A 22,996-nucleotide genomic window follows, 5' to 3' on the forward strand; every position below is an offset into this window, starting at 1 on the left:
GCCGCATCCACCACCGCCGCGACGGCGCCGCCGCCCGCCAGCACCTTCGCCGCCACCGCGTAGAGCAGCGGCCCCACCCCCGCGACCACGACGCGGCGCCCTGGCAGCACGCCCTGCGCCTTCAGCAGGATGGTCGCAGCCGCCAGGCCGATCACCCCCGGCAGCGTCCATCCGGGGAAGGGGATGATGCGTTCATGCGTGCCGCAGCACAGCACCAGCGCGCGCGCCGTGACGGTGAAGGGCACGCCATCGGCGCCGAGCGCGGAGAGCGTGAAGGGCGCCGACGCATCGCCCGCCGGCACCAGCGGGCCGCCGCCCAGGCCCCAGACACGACAGCCGGTGCGGATATCGGCGCCGCTCGCCGACAGCGCGGACCGCAAGGCATCGCCGGCGCGGCGATCGGCATCCTGCGGCATCGCGAAGCCCGCGGGCGCGGCGCGATACACCTGCCCGCCGGGCAGCGACGATTCCTCCAGCAACACGGTGCGCGCGCCGCGCGATGCGGCCTCGGTCGCCGCAGCCATGCCGGCCGGGCCGCCACCCAGCACCGCGACATCGTGCATCATGCCGGCGTCACCACCTGGCCCGCCGCGACCGGCGTCAGGCACGCCTGCACCAGACGGCCATCCACGCGCAGCAGGCATTGCTGGCACACGCCCATCATGCAGAAGGCCGTGCGCGGGCGTGCGGGATCGTCGCCCTCGCCGAAGCGCCACTGCCCCGCGGCGATCAGCGCGGCCGCGAGACTCTGGCCGGGATGCGCCAGCACCGTACGGCCGCGCACCGTGATGGTGACGGCGGTGGGGCGCGTGATGCCGGCGATGCGCAGATCCATGGCACGAGGATAAGCCGACGCATCGCGCGCGCAACTCCCGCGCGGGCTTGACGGCACCCTGCTTCGCCCGGAACCATGGTACCAATCGACCCCGGGATATCGCGCTTGGCCTTCCTCTCCATCGCTGGACTGACCGTGAGCTACGGCGGCAAGGTCGACGTCCTGCGCGATGTCTCGCTGGAGGTGGAACGCGGCGAGGTCGTGGGGCTGATCGGTCCTTCGGGATCGGGCAAGTCCACCATCCTGCGCACCCTGGTCGGCCTGATGAAACCGAGGGCCGGGCGGGTCAGCGTCGATGGCGCGCCGATCGACTATTCCAGCCGCGGCAGCCTCCGCGCGGCGCGCGACCGCTTCGCCATCGTCTTCCAGCAGTACAACCTGTTCCAGAACATGACGGCGCTGCGCAACGTCGCCATCGCGCCCACGCTGGTGAAGAAGCGCGACCGCGCGCAGGTCGAGGCCGAGGCCCGCGCGCTGCTGGCCCGCGTCGGCCTGGCGGAGAAGGTGAATGCCTACCCGGACGAGCTCTCCGGCGGCCAGCAGCAGCGCGTGGCCATCGCGCGCGCCTTGGCGCTGAAGCCCGACATCCTGCTGCTCGACGAGGTGACCGCCGCACTCGACCCGGAACTGGTCGGCGAGGTTCTCGACACCATCCGCGCCCTGCAGCGCGACGGCATGACCATGCTGATCGTCAGCCACGAGATGGGCTTCATCCGCGAGGTCGCCTCCCGCGTCGCCTTCCTCGACCAGGGCAGCGTGGTCGAGGTCGGGCCGCCCGCCGAGATCTTCGACACGCCGAAAAGCGCGCGCCTTCGCGACTTCACATCCCGCATCCTGCGCCACTGACGGCGCGGCATAACCAAGGAGAACGCGCATGACCGACCGCCGGGCCATCTTCGTGGGCGGCGCCGCCGCCGCCGCGGCCGCCGCCACGCTGCTGACGCCGAAGGACGCCGCCGCGCGCCCGCTCGAGGATATCCTGCGCGGCGGGGAACTGCGGGTCGGCGTGAACCCCACCCTGCCGCCGCGCGCCCTGTTCAACGACCGCAACGTGATCGACGGCTTCGAACCCGAGGTCGCTGCCGCCATCGCGCAGAAGCTGGGCGTGCGCCTCACGCTGCAGGCGGTGGGTTCGCCCGAGCGCATCCCGATGGTGGCGTCGGGCCGCATCGACTTCGTCATGGGGGCCATGAGCCGCACCAGCGAGCGCGCCAAGGTGATCGACTACACCGTGCCGGTGCATTCGGAGAACTACGGCATCGTCTCGGTCGCCGGCCGCGGCCTCACCACCATCGAGGCGCTGAACAAGCCCGAGGTGACGCTGGCGCAGGTGCGCGGCACCACGGCCATCCCCTACATCCAGCGTGCCATTCCCAACGCACAGGTTCTGCTGCTGGACAACTACCCCGATCGCAACCGCGCCATCGCGCAGGGGCGCGCGCAGGCATCCTTCGACGGTATCGATTCCGTGCGCTTCGCGCTGCGGCCCTTCCGCCAGGTACAGTGGGAAGTCACCGCCGTGCCCGCCTTCGGCGTGACCTATTCCGGGCTGGGGGTGGCGAAGAACAACGACTCGCTCCGGCTGTGGCTCAACATCGCGCTGTATGAGCTGCATACCGACGGCACCATCGAGCGCCTGTGGGAGAAGTGGTTCGACGGGCCGATGTTCACCAAGGTGCCGGTCAGCCCGTTCTTCTGAGGGCGCGTGAACTACAGCCTCATCTGGTCGCAGGTCACGCCCTACATCCCCTATCTGCTGGGGGGTGCGGTGCTGACGTTGCAGCTCGCGGTGATCTCCTTCCTCGTGGGCTGGGCGATCGGGCTGGTGAACGCATCCGTACTGCAGTTCGGCCCGCGGCCGGCGCGCCTGGTGGTACAGGGCTACGTTACCTTCTTCATCAACACGCCGCTGCTGGTGCAGATCTTCTTCATCTTCTTCGTGCTGCCGGATGTGGGGATCCTGCTGTCGCCCTACGCGGCGGTTGCCATCGGCATGTCGCTGAATGCGGGGGCGTATCTCACGGAAATCCAGCGCGCCGGCTTCCAGTCGCTCAGGCGGGAGGAGATCGACGCCGCCACGGCGATGGGCTTTTCCGTGCCGCAGATGGTCTGGTACGTGATCCTGCCGCATATCGCCAAGGCGCTGTACCCGCCGCTGTCCAACCAGTTCATCATCCAGGTGATGACAACCTCGGTCGCCGCGATCTTCGCAGTCGAGGAACTGACCGGGCGCGCCTACAACGTGAACTCGCTGACCTTCCGCTCGCTCGAGGTCTTCTCCATCACCGCGATCATCTACGTGGTGCTCACCCTGGCCTGCTCGCTGGCGTTGGCCCTGCTCGGGCGCTGGCTGTTCCGCGTGAAGGCGAGGATCCTCTAGCATGTGGGAGCAGCTGCTCGAGGACGCGCCGCGCTTCTTCGGCCCCTACAACCTGCTGTTCCTGGGCGAGGCGCTGCTCAACACGTTGCTGCTCTCGTACCTAGGCGCGGCGATGGGCTTCGCCATCGGCTTCGGCCTGGCGATCGGGCGGCACCCGCGCCTGTACGGCGTGCTGCCGCTGCGCATCGTCGCCACGCTCTATGTCGAGACCTTCCGGCGCATCCCGTTCCTGGTGAAGCTGATGTGCGTGTTCTTCGCCTTCCAGCTCTCGGGTGCGCAGGCCTCGCTGTTCACGGTCGCACTGGTCACCGTCGTGCTCTCGGCCGCCGCCTTCGCCGCCGAGATTGCACGCGCCGGAATCGAATCGGTCCCTGCGCCGCAATGGGACGCGGCGGAAGCGATGAATTTCTCCCGTTGGCGGGTGCTGACGCGCGTGGTGGCACCTCAATCCTGGCGCGTCGCACTGCCGCCGCTGTTCGGCTATGCGGTGGGCTTCATCAAGTCCACCTCCATCGCCTCGCAGATCGGCGTGCTGGAGCTGACCTACGCCGCCAAGATCCTGAACACGCGCGGCTTCTCCGCGCTGCTGTGCTTCGGAACCATCCTGGTCGTCTATTTCCTGATCTGCTGGCCCACCAAGCGCCTCGGCGAGAGGCTCGAGGCGCGGCTGGCCCACCGCACCGCACGCTGAGGACACCGCCATGCCATTCACCCCGCCCGGAACGCATCTGCTGCAAGGTGCGATCGACTGCCACGTGCATTGCGCGCCGCACCTGTCGGGCCGTTCGGTGAACGTGTTCGATGCGGTACGCCAGGCGGCCGCGGCTGGGATGCGCGCCATCGGCATCATGTGCAACTTCCAGAACACCTCCGGCTTCGCCGCGTTGGCCAATGACGAGCTTGGTCACCTCGGCATCGAGGCTTTCGGCGGGCTGATCATGCAGCCCACTGCCGGCGGCGTGACGCTGGAGGCGGCGCGCACCGCCATCGGCTACGGCTACGGCCCCGGCACCGGCGCGCGCTTCGTCAGCCTGCCCACGCACCACACGCGCCATGTCGCGACCCGCGAGGGTCGCAGCCCCGCCTTCCTCGAGACGACCTTCTCGGTCCCCGAGAACGGCAAGGTGCCCGATCCCGTGCCCGCCATCATGGAGCTATGCGCCGCGAAGGACGTCGTATTCGACTGCGGCCATGTCTCGGGCCGCGAGGCCGTGGCGCTGACTGAGGAAGCCAAGCGCCGCGGCTGCACTCGCATCCGCACGCATTGCGCGCGCTACGCACCCGATGAGATCGCCGCAATCGTGGCACTCGGCGGCTATGCCGAGTTCTCCTTCTTCGTGTTGACGCACGCGACCCAGGTCGGCCTCACCCACGTGGATGAGGAAAAGCACAAGATCGCTTCCAACAGCACCATCCAGGACTTCACGCCGCGGCTGCGCGCCGCGGGCGACCGCGCCATCGTCTCCTCCGACGCCGGCGTCTACCTGCTGCCGCCGCCGGTCGAGGCGTTCCGCGAATACCTCATGCTGATCGAGAGCGAAGGCTTCACCCAGGCCGAGATCCGCCGCATGTCGGCCGAGAACCCGGCTCGGTTGTTCCGTGTCGGCGGTGCGTCAGTGTGAGAGTAGCACCGGCACCGTCATCTCGCGCAGCAGCGATCGCGTGACGCCGCCCAGCAGGAACTCCCGCAGCCGCGAATGGCCATAGGCGCCGACCACCAGCAGGTCGGCCGAGAGCTCCGAGGCCCGGTTCAGCAGGATATCCGCCGCGCTGATCTCCGGCGCCACGGTGTGCTCGACTGTCACCGTGACGCCATGCCGCGCGAGGTGCCGCGCGATGTCGGCGCCGGGCTCCTCGCCATGCGCGCCGAGCCCGACGCGCGGATTGACCGCCGTGACCGTGACCGACTTTGCCTTCTCCAGCAGGGGCAGCGCGTCATGCACTGCGCGCGTCGCCTCCCGCCCGGCATTCCAGCCGACCAGGATACGTTCGCCGACCGTGGCAAAGCTGCCGGCATAGGGCACCACGAGCACCGGCCGGCCGGATTCAAAGATCGCCGCCGCCAGCACGCTGCCATCCGACGCCGTGCCCTCCGCCGGGTCGGCCTGGCCGAGGATGGCGAGGTCGGCGTAGCGCGCATGCAGGGAGACGAGCTCTGCCGTGATCCCCTCCACCAGGCGCCACTCGCCGGCGATGCCCTCACGCCGCAGGGTCTCGTTGAACGCCGCCTCGACCGTGGCGGCGGCGGCCATGGCCTCGGCCCGCATGCTCTCGATCAGCCCGGCCAGCACGGCGCCGCTGCCGGCATCCGCCGCACCCATGATCGGCGGCGTGACATCCACCACGAACAGGCCGGTCAGATGCGCCTGGTGCCGGCGCGCAAGACCGGCGGCGACGGCGAGCCGCGCAGTCGCCTGCGGCGTGCCGTCGAGATGCACGAGGATGTCGTTGAAGGCCATGGCGTTCTCCCACCCGTGTCTGGTGTCGTGGCCGGCAGATTAGCCCTGAGCCTTCCCCCGCGCTTGATCCGCGTCAAGCCGCCCGGAGTCAGTCGGCGCGGATCCGCCCCGCCAGCGCCGCGACATGGTCGTGGCCCATGCGCGCATAGGTCAGCGGATGGGCGCGGGCCGGGTCCTGCTCCGCCTCCACCACCAGCCAGCCTTCATAGCCGCGCAGCGCGGCGAAGACCGCCGCGAAATCGACGCAGCCATCGCCCGGCACGGTGAAGACACCCTCGAGCACCGCGGCCAGGAAGGGCAGGTCGCGCGCCTTCGCCGCCGCCATCACCGGCGCGCGCACATCCTTGCAGTGCACATGCGCGATGCGCCCGGCATGGCGCCGCGCCGCCGCCACGGGATCGCCGCCAGCGAAGGTCAAGTGGCCGGTGTCGAGCAGCAGATGGAAGTCCGGCCCGGTCGCGGCCATCAGCCGGTCGATCTCGGCCGCGGTCTCGATCACCGTGCCCATGTGGTGATGGTAGGCGAGGCGCAGGCCACGCGCCGCCATGCGCCGCGCCATCTCATCCAGCCGCGGCGCCAGCACGGCCCAGTCGGCCTCGCTCAGCACCGGCCGGCGCGACAGCGGCGTGGTGCGTTCGCCATGCACAGCGTGGGAGACCTCGGCGAAGACGCAGGCGGTGCAGCCCATGGCCTGCAGCAGCGCGAGATGCGGCTCGGCCGCCGCCATCTCGGTCTCCAGGTCGCGTTCCAGCAGGCGCGACCCGTACCAACCGGAGGCCAGCGCCAGCCCGTGCCGTGCCAGGATCGGCGCCAGCGTCGCGGCCTCGCGCGGGAACTTGTTGCCCAGCTCCACCCCCGCGAAGCCGGCCTGTTTCGCTTCCGCCAGACAGGTCTCGAGCGGCGTCTCCGCGCCGAGCTCGGGCATGTCGTCATTGGTCCAGGTCAGCGGGTTGATGGCGAGGCGGATCATCTCAGGCTCCGAGGCGCTGGCGCGCGCGGTTCGACTCATACGCCGCCCGCGCGCGCCTCTGCGCCGCATCGCGTGGAACCGTCGAGACCGGCACGTCCCACCAGGCGCCACCCTCCTGCGTGGAGGCCTGCGGATCCGTCGCGACGACAAGCACGGTTGTACGCTTCGCACCAAAGGCGCGCGGCAGGGCGGCCTCCAGCGCGGCGATGCCATCCACCGCGACCGCCTCCGCCCCCAGGCTGCGCGCATGCGCCACGAAATCAACCGGCGGCGCTGCCTCCGCCAGCAGGTTGTTGAAGGGCGCACCCCCGGTGCCGCGCTGAAGGCGATTGATGCAGCCGAAGCCGCGATTGTCGAGCAGCACGATGGTCAGCTTCGCACCCATCGCAACGGAGGTCGCAATCTCGCTGTTCATCATCAGATACGAACCGTCGCCGACCAGCACCACAACCTCGCGCCTCGGCATCGCGAGCTTAGCGCCGAGACCGCCGGCGATCTCGTAGCCCATGCAGGAATAGCCGTATTCGAGGTGGTAGGACGCGGCGTCCGTGGCGCGCCACAGCTTGTGCAATTCACCTGGCAGCCCGCCGGCCGCGCAGACAATGATGCCGTCCCGAGGCATGGCGCGGTTGACCGCGCCGAGCACCTGCGCATCCGTCGGCAGCGACGCCCGCTTTGGCGCGGCGGTGACGCGGGCGACGGTGGCGTTCCAGCGCGCGACGGCAGGCGCCACGCGTTGCGTCCAGTCGCCCGGTGCGGTCCAGCCACGCAGCGCGACTCCCAGCGCCGTCAGGCCACGCGTCGCATCCGCCACCAGCGGCAGTGCGCCATGCTTGCCCGCGTCGAAGGGCGCGACGTTCAGCGCCACAAGCCGCGCCTGGCCGAACAACGCGCGTGATCCGGTGGTGAAATCGGCAAGGCGGGTCCCGACCGCCAGTACCAGGTCAGCGCGTGCGGCTAGCGCATTGGCCGCCGCTGATCCGGTCACGCCGATCGCGCCCGCATTACAGGGATGGTCCCAAGCGAGGCTGCCCTTGCCGGCCTGGGTCTCGGCCACGGGGACCCCGTGACGCTGCGCGAACTCCGCAAGGGCACCCTCGGCGCCGGCATACTTCACGCCGCCACCGGCGATCAGCAGCGGACGCTTCGAACGGCGCAGCGCCTCGGCGGCTTCAGCCAGCTCGCGCGTATCGGGCTCGGGCGCGCGGATGCGGTGCAGGCGGCGGTGCAGGAAATCAGCCGGTACGTCGAAGGCCTCCACCTGCACATCCTGCGGGAAAGCAATGGTGGCCGGGCCGCATTCCGCCGGGTCGGTCAGCACGCGCAGCGCGGCGGGCAGGGAATGCAGCAGTTGCTCGGGCCGCGTGATGCGGTCGAAGAAGCGCGAGACAGGCCGGAAGCAGTCATTCGCGCTGATGGTCGGGTCGCCGAAATGCTCCAGCTGCTGCAATACCGGATCGGGGCGGCGGTCGGCGAACACGTCGCCCGGCAACAGCAGCACCGGCAGGCGGTTCACGTGGGCGACCGCGGCCGCCGTCACCATGTTGGTGGCCCCCGGCCCGACCGAGGTGGTGCAGGCCATCATCCGCCGCCGCGCATGCGCCTTGGCATAGGCGATGGCGGCATGCGCCATGGCCTGCTCGTTATGTGCGCGGAAGGTGTGCAGGCGCCTGCCCGCCGCCTGCAAGGCGGGACCGAGGCCAGCGACATTGCCATGGCCGAAGATGGCGAAAACGCCGCCGAACAGCGGTACGCGCCGGCCGTCGATCTCGGTCTCCTGCGCCGCAAGGAAGCGGATCGTGGCCTCGGCCGCAGTGAGGCGGATGATGGCCATGGCGTCTCCCCCCAGCGCATTGACGGCAGCGCAGTGTTACGGATGGATGGCGGCGGCCACAAGCAGGACCCACGGGGAACCGCCATGCTCGTCTTCGCGCAATTCGGGGCCGGCCGCATCGGCGCGATCCATGCCGCAAACCTGGCCGCCAGCGGCGCGGCGCGCCTCGCGCATGTTGTCGACGTGAACGGCGCGGCGGCCGCGGCGCTGGCGCGCAAGCACGGCGCGCAGGTGTCGGACACCGCGGCCGCGCTGGCGGACCCGGCGGTCGGCGCGGTCATCATCGCCTCCTCCACCGACACCCATGCCGACCTTGTCATCGCCGCGGCGCGGGCGGGCAAGGCGATCTTCTGCGAGAAGCCGATCGACCTCTCGCTGGCCCGCGTCGACGAGGCGCTAGCCGCCGTCCAGGCGGCGGGCGTGCCGATGCTGGTCGGATTCAACCGACGCTTCGACCCGGATTTCGCCGAGCTCCACCGTCGCATCGGCGCCGGCGCCATTGGTGCGGTGGAGCAGGTGGTGATCACCAGCCGCGACCCGGGCCTGCCGCTGATCGACTACCTGAAGGTCTCCGGCGGCCAGTTCCGCGACATGACGATCCACGACTTCGACATGGCGCGCTGGATGTTGGGCGAGGAACCGGTCGAGGTCTTCGCCTATGGCGCCGCGCTGGTGGACCCGGCGGTCGCCGCCGCCGGCGACATCGACACCTGCATGGTGCTGCTGCGCACAGCCTCAGGCCGCATGGCGCACATCAACAACTCGCGGCGCGCCGCCTATGGCTATGACCAGCGCGTCGAGGTGCATGGCAGCCTCGGCCGGCTGATCGCCGGCAACCGGTTGGCGACCACGGTGGAACAGGCGGATGCGCGAGCCGTGGCCACCGACAAGCCGCTGCATTTCTTCCTCGAACGCTACGCCGCGGCGTATCGCATCGAGCTCGCCGCCTTCATCGACGCCGTGGTGAACCGGGCGCCGATGCCGGTCGGCGCGCAGGATGGCCGTCAGGCGCTGGTGCTGGCCGAGGCAGCACTGCAATCCCTGCATGAGAACCGCCCGGTGCGCGTCGCATGACCGCGCTGCCGAAGGTCTCGCTGAAGGGCCGCGTGGTGCTCGTCACCGGCGGCACCCAGGGCATCGGCGAGGGCATCGCCCGCGCCGCGGTGGAAGCGGGCGCGGACCGCATCGCCATCACGGGCCGCGACATCGCACGCGGGCGGGCGGTGGCGGATTCCCTCGGCGTGCCGGCGGTGTTCATCCCGGCAGACCTGGCCGATGCCGCCGCCGTCGCGCGCATCGTGCCGCAGGCCGAGGACGCGCTCGGCCCGGTCGATGCTCTGGTCAACGCGGCGGGGCTGACCGATCGGGGCACCATCCTCGACACGCCGGTGGAGCTGTGGGACCGGCTTTTCGCGGTGAATGCGCGCGCGCCCTTCCTCCTGACCCAGGCCGTGGCGCAGCGCCTGGTCGCATTGGGCAGGCCGGGGGCCATCGTCAACATCATCACCATGTCGAGCCATGGCGGGCAGCCCTTCCTGACCGCCTATGCAGCGTCCAAGGGCGCGCTCGCCACACTCACGAAGAACACCGCGCATGGGCTGCGCGCGCGGCGCATCCGCGTCAACGGCATCAACCTCGGCTGGGCCGACACGCCAGGCGAGCACGCCATCCAGGCGCGCGACGGCAACCCGCCCGACTGGCTCGACCGCGCGGCACCCGCGCAGCCCTTCGGCCGGCTGATCGAACCGCGCGACGTGGCGGGGCTCGCGATCCACCTGCTGTCGGATGCCGCGGCGATGATGACCGGCGCGCTGATCGACTTCGACCAGAATGTCATGGGAGCCTACGGATGACCGACCTTGCGCGCCGCCGCGACGCCGCCGCCGCCATCACCATCGAGGCCGCGGCGCTCGCGCAGCGCCTGCGCGCCGAGGGCGGCGGCGTGGCCGCCCTGAAGGGCGCGCAGGACTTCATCACCGAGGCCGATGGCGCCACCGAGCGCTTCATCCGGGGGCGGCTCGAGCGGGAGTTCCCGGGCGAGGCGATCCTGGGCGAGGAGATGGGCGGCGCAGCGGACGGGGCCGGCCCGCTCTGGGTGCTGGATCCGATCGACGGGACGTCGAATTTCTCGCGCGGCGGGGACCGCTGGTGCGTCTCGATCGGCCTCGTGATGGAAGGTCGCGCCGTGGCCGGCGCCGTCGCGCGCTACGCCCCCGCCGAAGTCTTCGCCGCGGCGCAGGGCCTGGGCGCGACCTTGAACGGCACGCCGATCCGCGCGGCGCCGACCACCGACATCGGCCGCGCCATCATCGAATGCGGCTGGTCGCTGCGCATGCCGATCGCGCGCTTCCACCGCATGGCCCAAAGCGTGACCTCCCTTGGCGCGGGGTTGCGCAGCGGCGGCTCGGGCGCGCTCGGCCTGGTGGAGGCCGCGGCGGGGCGGCTCGATGCCTACCTCGAGCTGCACATCAACGCCTGGGACGCCGCCGCGGCCATCGTCATCGCGCGCGAGGCCGGCTGCTGGACCACCGACTTCGACACCGGCGACTGGCTGGCAAGCGGCAATCCCATCGGCGTCGGCGCGCCGGCGCTGGGTGCGCAGCTTGCGGCACTTCTCGAGGCTTGAACCCGGTGGCGCGACAGGCATTACTTCCGCATCACGACCACGAACCCGGCACCAGACCCGGGACAGGGAGGAGTACCGCCATGGCGACCCGCCGCCCGTTTGCCATCGCCATTGCCGCGATCCTCGCCGCGCTGCCCGCCGCCGCGCAGGCGCAGGGCAACCTGACGGTCTACTGCTCGGTGCAGGAGGAATGGTGCCGCCCGATGATGGCCGCCTTCGAGCGCGCCACCGGCATCCGCGTGGCCATGACGCGGAAGTCCTCCGGTGAGACCCTGACGCAGATCCGCGCCGAGGCGTCGAACCCGCGCGGCGATGTCTGGTGGGGCGGCACCGGGGATCCGCACATGCAGGCGGCGCAGGAGAACCTGACAGTCGAGTACCGCTCCCCGCGCCTGGCGGAGCTGCAGCCCTGGGCGACGCGCCAGGCGGAACAGGCGCAGTTCCGCACCGTCGGCATCTATGCCGGCGCGCTCGGCTATTCCTACAACACGCGCGAGCTGGAACGCCGCCGCATCGCCGCCCCCACGTGCTGGGCGGACCTTGCGAAGCCCGAGTTCCGCGGAGAGGTGCAGGTGGCCGACCCCAACACCTCCGGCACCGCCTACACCATGCTGGCCACACTCGTGCAGGTGATGGGGGAGGAGCCCGCCTTCACCTATCTGCGCGCGCTCCATCGCAACGTGAACCAGTACACCCGGTCCGGTGCGGCGCCGGCGCGCGCCGCCGCGACCGGCGAGACGCTGGTCGGCATCACCTTCCTGCACGACGCGGTGACGCAGAAGCTGGCCGGTGCGCCGGTGAACATCGTCGCGCCCTGCGAGGGCACGGGCTACGAGATCGGGTCGATGTCGATCATCCGCGGCGCCCGCAACATGGAGAATGCGCGCCGCTTCTACGACTGGGCGCTGAGCCCGGAGGCCCAGGCGATCGCCGCCACGGCCAATTCCTTCCAGCTGCCGTCCAACCGCGCCGCGCCGATCCCACCGCAGGCGCCGCGCTTCGAGGATGTGCGCCTGATCGACTACGACTTCGCCCGATGGGGCAGCAGCGAGGAACGCACCCGCCTGCTGCAGCGCTGGGAACGCGAGGTGCGCGCCGGCGCGCGCTGAGGCGGCGTGGGCGCGCTGGGCCTCGGGCGCGCCGCGCTCGCAGCGATCCTGGCCGGGCTGCTGCTGGCACCCTGGCACGGCATGGAGTCCGGCCTCGCCGGGCTGGCGGCCTGGCCCTCGGGCGAAGCCGCGCCTCTGGCGTCGTTGCTCGCGAATGGCACGCGCTGGTGGCTCTGGCCGGTGGTGATCCTGCTGGCTGCCCCGGCGCCGGCCCTTCTGGCCGGGCGCGTGCCGGGCCACCTGCTCGCCTGGTGCGGCGCGGGGGCGATCGCGCTGGTGTTTCTGCAGGGCCATGCGATCGGCCTGCGCGGGTTGGAGTGGCCCTTGCTGGCGCCGCTGCTGGGCGCGCCCGCGCCGCAACCCGCGTTCGGCTGGGGGGCGGCGATGCTCCTGGCGGGCGCGGCCGCGATGCTCGCCTCGGGGTTCGCGGCGCAGGGGCGCTTCGGTGGGGATGCCTTCATCGCCCTCCTGGTGGCGGGCAGCGCGGGGCTGCTGCTGCTGTTCGTGTTCGTGCCGCTGGCGACCATCCTGGCGGCGGCGGTGATGGAGGATGGCCGCATCGCGCCCGGCGCGCTGGCGGCGCGGCTGACGGCGCCGGAGGCCTGGAGCCTCGCCTGCGTCACCACCCATCAGGGCTGCGGCGTGGTGTGGAACACGCTGCTGCTGGCAAGTCTGACGGCGGTGATCTCCACCCTGATCGGCCTCGCCTTCGCGCTGCTGGCGGCGCGCGGCAACGTGCGTGCGCAGCCGGCCTTCCGCGCCATGACCATCCTGCCGCTGATCACGCCGCCCTTCGTCGTCTCGCTGGCGCTGATCGTGCTGTTCGGGCGCACGGGCATCGTCACCACCGCCTTGTGGGACTGGTTCGACATTCCCCGCAGCCGCTGGATCTACGGGTTGCCGGGCGTGCTTCTGGCGCAGGTGCTGGCACAGGCGCCGATCGCCTTCGTGCTGCTCGAAGGGGCCGTGCGCGCGATCGGGCCTTCCCTAGAAGAAGCCGCTTCTACCATGGGCGCGCGGCGCTTCACCGTGTTCCGCACCGTGACCTGGCCGCTGCTCCGCCCGGCCATCGCCGCCTGCCTGCTCCTGGCCTTCGTCGAGAGCCTCGCGGATTTCGGCAATCCGCTGGTGCTCGGCGGTGATTTCGACGTGCTGTCGACGCGCATCTTCTTCGCCATCGCCGGCGCGCGGCACGATCCGGGGCGGGCGGCCGCGCTGGCGCTGCTACTGCTGGCGCTGACCTTCGGCGCCTTCGCCCTGCAGGCGCTGTGGCTTGGGCGGCGGCGATACACCACGGTCACGGGCAAGGGCGATTCCGGCGTGCCGGCGCCGCTGCCGCGCGGGCTGAAGTTCGCCTGCGGCGCCCTCGCCTGGCCCTGGATGGCCTTCACCGCCGCGGTCTACGGCATCATCCTGGTGGGCGGGTTCGTGCACGATATCGGCCGCGCCGACCTCTCCTTCACCTGGCGCCACTTCATCACCGGCTTCGAGGTCGAATGGGTCGATGGCATCGCCTTCCGCGGATCGGCCTGGGACAGCCTGTTCACCACCATCCAGGTGGCGGCGATCTCGGCGCCGCTGACGGCGGGGCTCGGCATCCTGCTCGCCTGGCTGCTGGCGCGGCAGTCCTTTCCCGGGCGCGGCAGCCTCGAGTTCATGACCATGCTGTCTTTCGCCATCCCGGGCACGGTCGTCGGCGTGTCCTACATCATGGCCTTCAACGAACCGCCGGTGGAGCTCACGGGCACCGCGCTGATCCTGGTGATCTGCTTCGTGTTCCGAAACCTGCCGGTGGGCGTGCGCGGGGGCATCGCAGCGCTGGCGCAGATCGACAAGTCGCTGGACGAGGCATCGGCCACCATGGGCGGGAGTGCGCTCGAGACGCTGCGCCGCGTGGTCCTGCCGCTGCTGCGCCCGGCGATCGTGGCCGCGCTGGCCTTCAGCTTCGTGCATGCGATGACGGCGGTCTCGGCGGTGATCTTCCTCGTCTCGGCACGGCACAACCTTTCGACCGTCTACATCGTCGGGCGTGTCGAGGCCGGCGAGATGGCGCTGGCGATCGCCTATTCCACCGTGCTGATCGTGGTGATGCTCGCGGTGGTGCTCGGCATCGAGCGAATCGTCGGCCGTGCGCAGATCGGCCGGCGCGCCGTCCCGGCCACCCCGGTCGGGGCCGGACCGTGAGCCCGCCCTGCGTTGCGTGGCCTCAAGCGGCCGGGCACCGGAGCCTCATGCGGATGACCACGAGATGATGCGCGACGCCGCCATCCGCTTCACCGGCGTGACCAAGGCCTTCGGCCTCGTGCGCGCGGTGGACGACGTCTCCTTCGACCTGCCGCAGGGTGCGCTGGTCACGCTGCTGGGTCCCTCGGGCTGCGGCAAGACCACCACACTCCGGCTCGTCGCGGGGCTCGAGCTGCCGACCGCCGGACGCATCGAGATCGAAGGCCGCGACGTCACGCGCCTGGCCGCGGCCGAGCGCCGGATCGCCATGGTGTTCCAGTCCTACGCACTGTTCCCGCATATGACGGTGCTGGAGAATGTCTCCTATGGCCTCGTTGTCGGCGGTGCGCGGCGCCAGGCGGCGGAAGCCGAGGCGCAGGCGATGCTCAGGACGCTGGGCCTCGATGGCCTCGGGGCGCGGCTTCCCTCGGAACTCTCCGGCGGGCAGCAGCAGCGCGTGGCGGTGGCGCGCGCACTGGTGCTGCGCCCCAAGGTGCTGCTGTTCGACGAACCGCTGTCCAACCTTGATGCCCGGCTGCGGCGCCGCGTGCGCGAGGACATCCGCGACCTGCAGAAGCGGCTCGGTCTGTCGGTCGTGTATGTCACGCACGACCAGCAGGAGGCACTGGCGGTCTCCGACCTGGTGGTGGTGATGAAGGATGGCCGCATCGCCCAGAAGGGCACGCCGGCCGAGCTCTACGACGACCCCGCCGACGCCTTCGTCGCCGACTTCATGGGCGAGGCGAATGTCCTGCACGGCGAGGTGCTGGGCGAAGGCCGCATCGCGATCGGCGGCGCGGTGCTGGAGACCGTGATGCGATCGCATCCGCCGGGCCCGGCCGCGCTGGCGGTGCGCCCGGAATCCATCCGCCTGCTGGTGCCGGAGGAGGGCGCGGGCCTGCCCGGCCGCGTGCAGCGCGCCGCCTTCCTCGGCCAGACGCGGGAATACGAGGTGGAGACGGCGGCGGGCATGCTGTTCGTCGTGACACAAGCGGCCGCGCCAGCCTGGGAGGAAGGGGCCGCGGTCTCCTGCCGGCTTGACCGCGCGATCCCGCTGCGCGGCTAGGCCGCCTTCGCCTCGCGCGCCAGCACAACCGCCAGCATCCGCCGCATCAGCACGCCCGGGCGGTCGGAGGGCATGTTGAACTCGATCCCCGCCTGGTCCAGCGGCACGTCCGGGTCGGTGGATTCCAGGATGTCGCGGTCCTCGTTCGTCACGATGCGGTCGAAGGCGATCACATCCTCCGCCTTCGCATCGGCCTCGGTGTCGTTCCTGAAGACGAACTGCACTACCTGGCTGGTGCGGTCGTCGATCGGCGTGGCGGCGGTGACGATGCTGTGGCTGAGCCCGTTCGGGTAGCGGATGCGCAGCTTGCGCAGGAAGGGCATGTACCAGCGCCCGCGCATGGAACGCACGGTCTCGTCATTCTCCATGCGCAAGACCTTCTTCTGGATCTCCGGGTTGCGCACCGGCACCTCGGTGATCATCAGGAAGCCGTCCGGGTGTTCCTCGATCTCGAGCTTCGCGGGTTCCGGGTGGCCCTGGTCCCCGAAGGAGGCACGATGGACGAAGGAGAAATGCGCGTTGTCGAAGCTGTTCTCCATCAGTCGCAGCCCGGCGCAGTTCCACACCTCGTAGAATTCGTCGATGCGCCGGAAACCCTCGGCCTCCTCCTCGAAGACCGGGATGTCGAAGAGCGGCTCGTCCAGCGCCACCCAAAGGTAGCCGTAGCGCGCCTCGGCGCGGTAGGCGGGCGTGCCCATGCGCATCGCGCCCTGCCGCTCGGGCGGGCGCTGCGGGATGCGCAGCACCGTGCCGTCGCGCCCGAATTCCCAGCCATGGTAGCCGCAGGCGAGGCGGCCTTCGCTGTAGAACCCCTTGGACAGCTTCGCGGTGCGATGGCAGCAGCGGTCGTCCATCGCCGCGGGTCGGCCCTCGCCATCCACCCAGAGCACCAGGTCGCGCCCGAGCAGGCGGAAGGGCCTCGGGCCGTCCGCGAGCATCGCCATCGGCATGACGGGATACCAGAAACGCGTCAGCAGCGGCGTGGCGGTCGCGAGCATGGCGGGGCCTCCGGTCGGGTCCGCCGAGCAGCGCTGCAAGCTATGGACCATGTCCGCGCGCGGCGGGCGACACGCGCCCTGCACATTCACACGGCAAACCTTGCGGCATCATCGCCCGCGATGAGGGCAACGGGCGCCGCGGCCCTGCGGCCGCCGGCTGGTCCGCTGCTTGCTACCCGTTGCTCCTGGCAAAACCACGGGCGCCCGCCGCCGCCCGCAACCGGGAGACACATCATGTATCGCCGCACTGCCTTTCGTGCCCTGGCCGCGCTGCCGGCGGCCGGCCTCGCCGCGCCGGCGGTGCAGGCGCAGACCCTGCTGCCCGTGCGCTTCAGCCTGGACTGGGCTTTCCAGGGGCCGCAGGCCGCCTTCCTGGTGGCGCTCGAGCGCGGCTACTTCCGCCGCGAGGGCCTCAACGTGACCATGGACCGTGGCTTCGGCTCCGGCGACGTGCCGGTGAAGATCGCCGGCGGCTCGTACGATGTCGGCGTGGCGGACCTGAACCCGACCATCCGCATGAAGCTCGAACGGCCCGAGGTGGACCTGTTCAGCCCCTTCCTGGTCTATGACGCGACGGCACTGGCGGTGATGACGCTGCGGCGCGAGGGCATCGCGCGCCCCGCCAACCTGATGGACAAGTCCGTCGCCGCGCCGGAGTCCGATGCCGGGCGCCAGTTGTTCCCGGCCTTCGCCAAGTCGGCGGGCATAGATGCATCCCGCATCCGCTGGCAGACCGTCACACCGCAACTGCGCGAGACGATGCTGGCGCAGGGCCGCGTGAACGCCATCACGGGCTTCATCACCTCGGGCATCCTGTCGCTGCGCGGGCTCGGCGTGCCGGCGAACGATATCGTCACCATGAAGTACAGCGACTTCGGCGCGGATTTCTACGCGACGTCGCTGATCACCACGCGGCGCTGGGCCGAGGCGAACCCGGCCGCCGTGACCGGCCTGATCCGCGCCCTGGTGCGCGCGCAGTACGACAGCCTGGCCGATCCCGCCGGCGTGATCGCCGTGCTGCGCGCGCGCGAACCGCTGACCGACGTGGCGCTGGAGCGCGAGCGCCTGGAACTCGCGCTGAACGAACTGACCTTCACCCCACATGTCCGCGCCAACGGCTTCGGGCGGATCGACACGGCGCGCCTGCAGCGCGGCATCGACATGGTGCGCGAGGCCTTCTCCATCGCCCGCCCGCTGCCCTGGACCGAGGTCTATGATCCGCGCTACCTGCCCCCGGCAACCGACATGAGGCTCTCGTGACGCTTCCCACCCGCTACTGGCAGGACCTGCCCTGGCCGGCCTTCCGCAGCCTGCCGGCGAACACGGTCGCGGTGCTGCCGGTGGCGAGCATCGAGCAGCACGGGCCGCACCTGCCCGTCTCGGTGGACACCACCATCAACCAGGGCGTCGTCGCGCGCACGCTGAAGGTGATCCCCGACGAACTGCCGGTGCTGGTGCTGCCGACGCAAAGCGTGGCGCTGTCGGTGGAGCACCTGCGCTATCCGGGCACGCTGACCACCAGCGCCGAGACGCTGCTGGCGCTGGTCTGCGACATCGGCGCCTCCGTCGCGCGCGCGGGGGTGAAGCGGCTGGTCTTCGTGAACAGCCATGGCGGAAATGTCTCGGCGCTGGACATCGCGGCGCGGCGGCTGCGGATCGAGCAGGGCCTCTTCGCCGTCAACGCCATGTGGGCGCGGATGGGCAAGCCGGAGGCGCTGCGCGAGCCGGTCGAATCCCGCTTCGGCATCCATGCCGGGCGGGACGAGACATCCGTGATGCTCGCGCTCACGCCGCACCTCGTGCACATGGACAAGGCGCGCAACTTCGTCAGCCGCTGGCAGGGCGCGTCGAACGCAACGCCGTCGATGGCGCCCGATGCCGGCGCGCCGCTGGCCTGGCAGGCACAGGACCTGCACCCGGCGGGCGCGGTAGGCGATGCCTCGGCCGCCACCGCCGAGATCGGCGAAGCGCTGCTGGACCACGCCGCTCAGAAGATGGCCGCGCTCTGGGCGCAGCTGGCGGCTATGGACGTGGAGGGCTGGCTGTCCAACGCGCCCGATCCCGATGCCTGACATCGCCGCCCTGTCCGCCGCTCTCGCGGGGATCGAACAGTCGGACGACGCCGCGCTGCTGCGGCAGAAAAGCCGCGACTTCTACTGGTACAGCCCGGTGCTCAAGGCGCAGCTGGACGGCAAGCGCGCCGATCTGTGGGTGCGCCCGGCAAACGAGGCAGAGGTACTGCGCGTTCTGGGTGCCGCGCGCGCCCAGGGCGTGCCGGTGACGGTGCGCGGCGGGGCCACGGGGAACTACGGGCAATGCGTGCCGCTGAACGGCGGCATCGTGCTCGACACCACGGCGATGACGGCGCCGATCGGCATCACCGACGGCGTGCTGGAGGCCGAGGCCGGCGCGCGCATGATCGACCTCGATCTCTGGGCACGCGACCGCGGCTGGGAGTTGCGGCTCTGGCCCAGCACCAAGCGCACCGCGACTATCGCGGGCTTCGTCGCCGGCGGTGGCGCGGGCGTGGGCGGCATCGTCCATGGCACGATGCGCGAGCGCGGTAACCTCAACGGCGTGCGCGTGGCGACGCTGCAGGACCCGCCCGCGCTGCTGGATCTGGAAGGCGACGCGGCCGCGCCGGTGAATCGCACCTACGGCACCACCGGCGTCATCACGCGCGTGCGCATCCCGCTGGTGCCGGCACAGGCCTGGCGCGACATGGCGGTGACCTTCGCCAACTTCGCGGACGCCGCGCGCTTCGCATTGGCGCTGGCCTTCGCGGACGGCGTCCAGAAGAAGATGGCGGGCGTCTTCGATGCGCGGCTGCCGCCCTTCTTCCGCGGCCTCGCGGATGTCGTGCCGGCGGGCCATGCGCTGGTGCTGGCGATGGTGGCGCCGTCCGGCCTGGTGGGCTTCCGCGACCTGGTGCGCGAGCATGGCGGGACCATCGTGGCGGACCAGGATACGGTAGCGGCGGAACGCGACCCGGACGCCACGCCCTTCTACGAATACTGCTGGAACCACACGACGCTGCAGGTGCTCAAGCGCGACCGCGGCGTGACCTACCTGCAATGCCGCTTTCCCTTCGAGGACACGCTGCGCGCGGTGGAGACGGTGCGGCTGAAATTCCACGACGAAGTCTGGATGCACACCGAATGCGTGCGCTTCGGCGGCCGCACCACCATGACCGCGCTGCCGGTCATCCGCTGGACGGACGAGGCGCGACTGAATGCCATCATGGCGGGGTTCGAGGCCGAGGGCATCGCCATCGCCAACCCGCATGTCTTCACCATCGAAGGGGGCTCGGGCTATCGCCGCGTGCCGGGGGATCAGCTCGGCTTCAAGCGGCGCGTCGATCCGCTCGGCCTGTTCAACCCCGGCAAGATGGCCAGCTTCGACAGCCCGGAGACCGACGCCGCATGACCGCCGAGTTGATCGCCGCCCTGCCGGGCATCGAGTTCATCACCGACGCCGCGCTGGTGCGCCAGCGCAGCCGCGACTTCTTCTGGTACAGCCCTGTGCTGAAGCGCCAGTTGAACGGCGTGAAGGCCGATGCGGTGGCGCTGCCGAAGGACGAGCCCGAGGTGATTCGCATCCTGGCCGAATGCCATGCGCGCCGCATTCCGGTCACGCCGCGCGGTGCGGGTACCGGGAACTACGGCCAGGCGATGCCACTGAAGGGCGGCATCGTGCTCGACCTCTCGGCGATGGACCGCATCGTCTGGGCGAAGCCTGGCGTGCTGCGCGCGCAGGCGGGGGCGAAGCTGATCGCGATCGACGAGCAGACGCGCCGTGAGGTGGGCGGTGAATTGCGCTTCCATCCTTCCACCAAGCGCACGGCCACGATCGGCGGCTTCATCGCCGGCGGGTCGGCCGGCGCGGGGTCGTGCATGTGGGGGTCGCTGCGCGAACCGGGCAACATCCTCGGCCTGCGCGTGGTCACCATGGAGGCGACGCCGCGTGTGCTTGAGCTGCGTGGCGCGGAGATCGACAAGGCGAACCACGCCTATGGCACCAACGGCGTGATCACCGAGGTCGAGGTACCGCTCGCCCCCGCCCATGACTGGGTGGACGTGATGTACGGCTTTCCCACGCTGATGGACGCAGCGCGCTTCGCCGATGCGCTGACGCGCGCGGACGGGATCGTCAAGAAGCTCGCTTGCGTGATCGCGGCACCCGCGCCGCAGCAGTACTTCAAGCATTTCGAGGGCGTCGTCCCGGCGGGCAGGCATGTGGTGCTGGCGATGGTTGCCGCACCCTTCCTCGAGGCGCTGCCGCCCTATGTCGAGCGCCACAACGGGCGCGAGCTGTATCGCTGCGCCACCGACCAGGCCGCGGTGCCGCTCTACGAGCACTCCTGGAACCACACCACGCTGCAGGCACTGAAGGTGGACCGCAGCATCACCTACCTGCAGACGCTGTTCCCGCCACCGGGCCACCTCGCGCTGGTGGAGAAGATGGCCGCGATGTTCGGGGACGAGGTGCCGATGCACCTTGAATTCGTGCGCTTCGGCGGCGAGGTGACCTGCTTCGGCCTGCAGCTCGTGCGCTACACCACCGAGGAACGCCTGGCCGAGATCATCCGCCTGCACGAGGAGAATGGCTGCCCCATCTTCAACCCGCACGCCTTCACGCTCGAGGAGGGCGGCATGAAGCGCGTCGATGCGCAGCAGCTCGCGTTCAAGCGCGAGGCCGATCCGCTCGGCCTGCTGAACCCCGGCAAGATGCTGGCCTGGGACAACCCGGCCTGGACGCCGGATGCGCCACGCACGCACTACATGTTCGGCGACGCGGATGCGCCGGAGGTCGAGGACGCGCTGGAATAGCCGCATGGCCATCCGCCCCGCGACGCGCGAGGATCTTGGCCGCCTGCGCGAGATCCGGGGCACGGTGCGCGAGAACATCCTCACCGATCCTGCGCGCGTCACGCAGCGCGACTACGAGGACCACCTCGGCCCCGCCGGCCGCGCCTGGGTGCATGAGGAGAACGGCGTCATCCTGGGCTTCTCCGCGGCGACGCGGGAGGGTGCGAGCATCTGGGCGCTCTTCGTGTAGCCTGGCCAGGAAGGGCGGGGCATCGACCGCGGGCTGCTGAATACCGCGGTGGCCTGGCTGCGCTCCTAAGGCGCGGGGGCGATCCACCTGTCCACCACGGCCGGCACGCGCGCGGAGAGGGTCTATCGTGCGGCGGGCTGGATCGCGCAGGGCCAGGCGGTGGACGAGGTGACCTTCGTGCTGCCCGCCGCGCAACCTTAGCGGAAGCTGGCCATGCGCGCCCGTACGCGCGCCACGAAGGCCTCCCGCTGCGCGGCCGTCGCGCGGTTCATGTCATACAGCGCGTGGTACTCCGCCTTCGCCTTCCACCCCGTCAGCACGCGCAGGTAGCGCGTCACCGCCATGCGCGGCGGGTCGCCCATCAGCAGCGCCGTCCACCAAGGGCGCCCATAGGTGACCACGCCAGCGATGCGTCGGATGTTGGTCAGCGACGGCTTCGCCACGCCATCCTGCAGGGTGAAGGACACGCCCGGCAGGAAGACACGGTCGAAGAAGCCCTTGAGGATCGCCGGCGGGCCGAAGCACCAGGTGGGGAAGACGCAGACCATGGCCTCGGCCGCCTGCACGCGCGCAACCCAGGGTGCCACCAGGCGGCGGTTCAGAGCGGGGTCATGGTAGTCGCGGCGTTCCTCCGCGGAGAGCACCGGGTCGAAGCCCTCGGCATAGAGGTCGCAGTCGTCGATCTCGTGGCCCCCCTGTGTCAGGCCCTCGAGCGCAGCGCGATGCAGCGCGGCGTGGAAGCTGTCCGGCAGCGGATGCGCGTAGAGCACCAGCACGCGCATCAGCCGCGGCCCGTCAGCACCGCGATGTCCTCGGCCGCGAGGTCGACCGGCGTACCGTCGCGGATCAGCTCCGCGAAGCCTTGGTTCGGCGTCATGAGCGTCAGGCAATAGAGCTTCGTTGTGCCGGTGTTCTCGACCACATGCTCGACACCCGGGCGCAGCACGAAGCAATCGCCAGCGCCGATCGGCATGGCCTTACCGTCCGCCATGGCCACGCCGCTGCCCGCCAGCACGAAGAAGCATTCCTCCGCCGCGCTGTGCGTGTTGGGTGGCGTCCTGCCGCCCGGTTCGAAGATCTCGACCACCAGGGTGAAGGACACGCCATCCGCCAGCGGGTCGAGCAGGCAGGCGAAGTAGTTCGTGTCGGTGGGCGTGATGCGGAAGCCGCGCAGATCGGCCGCACGCTTGCCGATGACGGGGACGCTCATCATGGGGCGATCGCCTTTGCCAGGTCGTTGGGCGCCACGGTAACGCCGAAGATCTGGTGGATGTCGAGGATGGTCACGTCGTGGCGGAAGCGCGGATTGGTGGCGGCCGCGCGGTCCTCGACCAGGATCGTGCCAAAGCCCGCGACATTCGCTGCCGCCAGGTGTTGCGCGCCGATGGCCCGATCGGGATCATGCGGCGCGTCTCCCCGGCATGCCGTCTGCATGGCG

General features: G+C 70.6%; 25 protein-coding genes. 16 read left to right on the forward strand and 9 right to left on the reverse strand.

Translation table 11 applies throughout. From position 1 onward, the window contains the following. Both HW578_RS02790 and HW578_RS02795 read right to left on the reverse strand, forming a co-directional pair. On the reverse strand, nt 1–566 hold a 566-nt coding region (locus HW578_RS02790; protein WP_198369006.1), incomplete at its 3' end, for an FAD-dependent oxidoreductase. Beyond that, nucleotides 563–835: a (2Fe-2S)-binding protein gene (locus HW578_RS02795; protein ID WP_198369007.1), complete on the reverse strand. Its 273-nt coding sequence runs from the start codon at nt 833–835 to the stop codon at nt 563–565. The genes HW578_RS02795 and HW578_RS02790, both read right to left, overlap by 4 nt. Nucleotides 836–940: 105 nt before the next feature. Here HW578_RS02795 and HW578_RS02800 point away from each other — a divergent pair, with 105 nt between their 5' ends. Genes HW578_RS02800 through HW578_RS02820 form a run of 5 tightly spaced genes read left to right on the forward strand, consistent with a single transcriptional unit; the run spans nt 941 to nt 4,837 of the window. Then, nucleotides 941–1,681: an amino acid ABC transporter ATP-binding protein gene (locus HW578_RS02800; protein WP_232478530.1), complete on the forward strand. Its 741-nt coding sequence runs from the start codon at nt 941–943 to the stop codon at nt 1,679–1,681. 28 nt (nt 1,682–1,709) lie between these two features. Beyond that, nucleotides 1,710–2,534, forward strand: a complete 825-nt coding sequence (locus HW578_RS02805) for a transporter substrate-binding domain-containing protein (protein WP_198369009.1) — start codon at nt 1,710–1,712, stop codon at nt 2,532–2,534. A gap of 6 nt (nt 2,535–2,540) precedes the next feature. Next, complete coding sequence (locus HW578_RS02810; RefSeq protein WP_198369010.1) at nt 2,541–3,215, forward strand: amino acid ABC transporter permease; 675 nt, start codon at nt 2,541–2,543, stop codon at nt 3,213–3,215. Between the two features lies 1 nt (nt 3,216). After that, entirely contained in the window at nt 3,217–3,906 is a 690-nt protein-coding gene (locus tag HW578_RS02815; RefSeq protein ID WP_198369011.1) for an amino acid ABC transporter permease, read from the forward strand. A 10-nt stretch (nt 3,907–3,916) separates the two neighbouring features. Further along, entirely contained in the window at nt 3,917–4,837 is a 921-nt protein-coding gene (locus HW578_RS02820; RefSeq protein ID WP_198369012.1) for a DUF6282 family protein, read from the forward strand. On the opposite strand, the gene HW578_RS02825 is transcribed toward HW578_RS02820, so the two are convergent. From HW578_RS02825 to iolD, 3 genes are all read right to left on the reverse strand, one after another. After that, a complete protein-coding gene (locus HW578_RS02825; protein WP_198369013.1) occupies nt 4,829–5,674 on the reverse strand; it encodes a universal stress protein in 846 nt (281 codons plus the stop codon). The two genes, HW578_RS02820 and HW578_RS02825, sit on opposite strands and share 9 nt — an antisense overlap. An 88-nt stretch (nt 5,675–5,762) precedes the next feature. After that, nucleotides 5,763–6,644, reverse strand: a complete 882-nt coding sequence (iolE, locus tag HW578_RS02830) for a myo-inosose-2 dehydratase (protein ID WP_198369014.1) — start codon at nt 6,642–6,644, stop codon at nt 5,763–5,765. 1 nt (nt 6,645) lies between these two features. After that, nucleotides 6,646–8,478, reverse strand: coding sequence for a 3D-(3,5/4)-trihydroxycyclohexane-1,2-dione acylhydrolase (decyclizing) (gene iolD / locus HW578_RS02835; RefSeq protein ID WP_198369015.1), 1,833 nt, complete (start codon nt 8,476–8,478; stop codon nt 6,646–6,648). An 84-nt stretch (nt 8,479–8,562) separates the two neighbouring features. Between iolD and iolG the strand changes: the two genes are divergently transcribed. The 6 genes from iolG (at nt 8,563) to HW578_RS02865 (ending at nt 15,502) form a co-directional block, all read left to right on the forward strand. After that, nucleotides 8,563–9,552, forward strand: a complete 990-nt coding sequence (gene iolG, locus HW578_RS02840; protein WP_198369016.1) for an inositol 2-dehydrogenase — start codon at nt 8,563–8,565, stop codon at nt 9,550–9,552. Further along, a complete protein-coding gene (locus tag HW578_RS02845; RefSeq protein ID WP_198369017.1) occupies nt 9,549–10,331 on the forward strand; it encodes an SDR family oxidoreductase in 783 nt (260 codons plus the stop codon). Before iolG ends, HW578_RS02845 begins: the two co-directional genes overlap by 4 nt. After that, on the forward strand, nt 10,328–11,104 hold the full coding sequence (locus HW578_RS02850) for an inositol monophosphatase family protein (protein ID WP_198369018.1): 777 nt from the start codon (nt 10,328–10,330) through the stop codon (nt 11,102–11,104). The genes HW578_RS02845 and HW578_RS02850 overlap by 4 nt, the downstream gene beginning before the upstream one ends. An 80-nt stretch (nt 11,105–11,184) precedes the next feature. After that, entirely contained in the window at nt 11,185–12,213 is a 1,029-nt protein-coding gene (locus HW578_RS02855; protein ID WP_198369019.1) for an ABC transporter substrate-binding protein, read from the forward strand. A 6-nt stretch (nt 12,214–12,219) separates the two neighbouring features. After that, nucleotides 12,220–14,397: an ABC transporter permease gene (locus tag HW578_RS02860; protein ID WP_198369020.1), complete on the forward strand. Its 2,178-nt coding sequence runs from the start codon at nt 12,220–12,222 to the stop codon at nt 14,395–14,397. Nucleotides 14,398–14,461: 64 nt separating this feature from the next. Further along, nucleotides 14,462–15,502, forward strand: a complete 1,041-nt coding sequence (locus HW578_RS02865; protein ID WP_232478532.1) for an ABC transporter ATP-binding protein — start codon at nt 14,462–14,464, stop codon at nt 15,500–15,502. On the opposite strand, the gene HW578_RS02870 is transcribed toward HW578_RS02865, so the two are convergent. Further along, a complete protein-coding gene (locus HW578_RS02870) occupies nt 15,499–16,500 on the reverse strand; it encodes an aromatic ring-hydroxylating oxygenase subunit alpha (RefSeq protein WP_198369021.1) in 1,002 nt (333 codons plus the stop codon). The genes HW578_RS02865 and HW578_RS02870 overlap by 4 nt on opposite strands. Before the next feature lie 234 nt (nt 16,501–16,734). Here HW578_RS02870 and HW578_RS02875 point away from each other — a divergent pair, with 234 nt between their 5' ends. Genes HW578_RS02875 through HW578_RS02895 form a run of 5 tightly spaced genes read left to right on the forward strand, consistent with a single transcriptional unit; the run spans nt 16,735 to nt 21,558 of the window. Further along, nucleotides 16,735–17,760: an ABC transporter substrate-binding protein gene (locus HW578_RS02875; RefSeq protein WP_198369022.1), complete on the forward strand. Its 1,026-nt coding sequence runs from the start codon at nt 16,735–16,737 to the stop codon at nt 17,758–17,760. Beyond that, nucleotides 17,757–18,572, forward strand: a complete 816-nt coding sequence (locus HW578_RS02880) for a creatininase family protein (RefSeq protein ID WP_198369023.1) — start codon at nt 17,757–17,759, stop codon at nt 18,570–18,572. The genes HW578_RS02875 and HW578_RS02880 overlap by 4 nt, the downstream gene beginning before the upstream one ends. Then, entirely contained in the window at nt 18,565–19,926 is a 1,362-nt protein-coding gene (locus HW578_RS02885; protein ID WP_198369024.1) for an FAD-binding oxidoreductase, read from the forward strand. The genes HW578_RS02880 and HW578_RS02885 overlap by 8 nt, the downstream gene beginning before the upstream one ends. Continuing rightward, complete coding sequence (locus HW578_RS02890; RefSeq protein ID WP_198369025.1) at nt 19,923–21,329, forward strand: FAD-binding oxidoreductase; 1,407 nt, start codon at nt 19,923–19,925, stop codon at nt 21,327–21,329. Before HW578_RS02885 ends, HW578_RS02890 begins: the two co-directional genes overlap by 4 nt. A 4-nt stretch (nt 21,330–21,333) precedes the next feature. Then, nucleotides 21,334–21,558: a GNAT family N-acetyltransferase gene (locus HW578_RS02895; protein WP_198369026.1), complete on the forward strand. Its 225-nt coding sequence runs from the start codon at nt 21,334–21,336 to the stop codon at nt 21,556–21,558. 197 nt (nt 21,559–21,755) lie between these two features. Here the strand turns inward: HW578_RS02895 and HW578_RS02900 are convergent, their stop codons facing one another. Genes HW578_RS02900 through HW578_RS02910 form a run of 3 tightly spaced genes read right to left on the reverse strand, consistent with a single transcriptional unit; the run spans nt 21,756 to nt 22,992 of the window. Beyond that, a complete protein-coding gene (locus HW578_RS02900) occupies nt 21,756–22,340 on the reverse strand; it encodes an NAD(P)H-dependent oxidoreductase (RefSeq protein WP_198369027.1) in 585 nt (194 codons plus the stop codon). Continuing rightward, a complete protein-coding gene (locus tag HW578_RS02905) occupies nt 22,340–22,771 on the reverse strand; it encodes a cupin domain-containing protein (protein WP_232478539.1) in 432 nt (143 codons plus the stop codon). The genes HW578_RS02900 and HW578_RS02905 overlap by 1 nt, the downstream gene beginning before the upstream one ends. Beyond that, nucleotides 22,768–22,992 carry a hypothetical protein gene (locus tag HW578_RS02910; protein WP_198369028.1) on the reverse strand — a complete coding sequence of 75 codons (225 nt, stop codon included), beginning with the start codon at nt 22,990–22,992 and terminating at the stop codon, nt 22,768–22,770. Before HW578_RS02910 ends, HW578_RS02905 begins: the two co-directional genes overlap by 4 nt. Nucleotides 22,993–22,996: the final 4 nt, after the last annotated feature.

The sequence above is a fragment of the Roseomonas rosulenta genome, assembly GCF_016106005.1.
GTDB classification, from domain to species: domain Bacteria; phylum Pseudomonadota; class Alphaproteobacteria; order Acetobacterales; family Acetobacteraceae; genus Neoroseomonas; species Neoroseomonas rosulenta.

Bases quoted from the DNA above. Each gene is read 5' to 3' on its own strand.
- HW578_RS02895 (WP_198369026.1), top strand. From the start codon at position 21,334: ATGGCCATCCGCCCCGCGACGCGCGAGGATCTTGGCCGCCTGCGCGAG.
- iolD (WP_198369015.1), bottom strand. From the start codon at position 8,478: ATGGCCATCATCCGCCTCACTGCGGCCGAGGCCACGATCCGCTTCCTT.
- HW578_RS02855 (WP_198369019.1), top strand. From the start codon at position 11,185: ATGGCGACCCGCCGCCCGTTTGCCATCGCCATTGCCGCGATCCTCGCC.
- HW578_RS02845 (WP_198369017.1), top strand. From the start codon at position 9,549: ATGACCGCGCTGCCGAAGGTCTCGCTGAAGGGCCGCGTGGTGCTCGTC.
- HW578_RS02825 (WP_198369013.1), bottom strand. From the start codon at position 5,674: ATGGCCTTCAACGACATCCTCGTGCATCTCGACGGCACGCCGCAGGCG.
- HW578_RS02900 (WP_198369027.1), bottom strand. From the start codon at position 22,340: ATGCGCGTGCTGGTGCTCTACGCGCATCCGCTGCCGGACAGCTTCCAC.
- HW578_RS02820 (WP_198369012.1), top strand. From the start codon at position 3,917: ATGCCATTCACCCCGCCCGGAACGCATCTGCTGCAAGGTGCGATCGAC.
- iolE (WP_198369014.1), bottom strand. From the start codon at position 6,644: ATGATCCGCCTCGCCATCAACCCGCTGACCTGGACCAATGACGACATG.
- HW578_RS02850 (WP_198369018.1), top strand. From the start codon at position 10,328: ATGACCGACCTTGCGCGCCGCCGCGACGCCGCCGCCGCCATCACCATC.
- HW578_RS02795 (WP_198369007.1), bottom strand. From the start codon at position 835: ATGGATCTGCGCATCGCCGGCATCACGCGCCCCACCGCCGTCACCATC.
- HW578_RS02890 (WP_198369025.1), top strand. From the start codon at position 19,923: ATGACCGCCGAGTTGATCGCCGCCCTGCCGGGCATCGAGTTCATCACC.
- HW578_RS02905 (WP_232478539.1), bottom strand. From the start codon at position 22,771: ATGATGAGCGTCCCCGTCATCGGCAAGCGTGCGGCCGATCTGCGCGGC.
- iolG (WP_198369016.1), top strand. From the start codon at position 8,563: ATGCTCGTCTTCGCGCAATTCGGGGCCGGCCGCATCGGCGCGATCCAT.
- HW578_RS02875 (WP_198369022.1), top strand. From the start codon at position 16,735: ATGTATCGCCGCACTGCCTTTCGTGCCCTGGCCGCGCTGCCGGCGGCC.
- HW578_RS02870 (WP_198369021.1), bottom strand. From the start codon at position 16,500: ATGCTCGCGACCGCCACGCCGCTGCTGACGCGTTTCTGGTATCCCGTC.
- HW578_RS02865 (WP_232478532.1), top strand. From the start codon at position 14,462: ATGATGCGCGACGCCGCCATCCGCTTCACCGGCGTGACCAAGGCCTTC.
- HW578_RS02815 (WP_198369011.1), top strand. From the start codon at position 3,217: ATGTGGGAGCAGCTGCTCGAGGACGCGCCGCGCTTCTTCGGCCCCTAC.
- HW578_RS02910 (WP_198369028.1), bottom strand. From the start codon at position 22,992: ATGCAGACGGCATGCCGGGGAGACGCGCCGCATGATCCCGATCGGGCC.
- HW578_RS02885 (WP_198369024.1), top strand. From the start codon at position 18,565: ATGCCTGACATCGCCGCCCTGTCCGCCGCTCTCGCGGGGATCGAACAG.
- HW578_RS02805 (WP_198369009.1), top strand. From the start codon at position 1,710: ATGACCGACCGCCGGGCCATCTTCGTGGGCGGCGCCGCCGCCGCCGCG.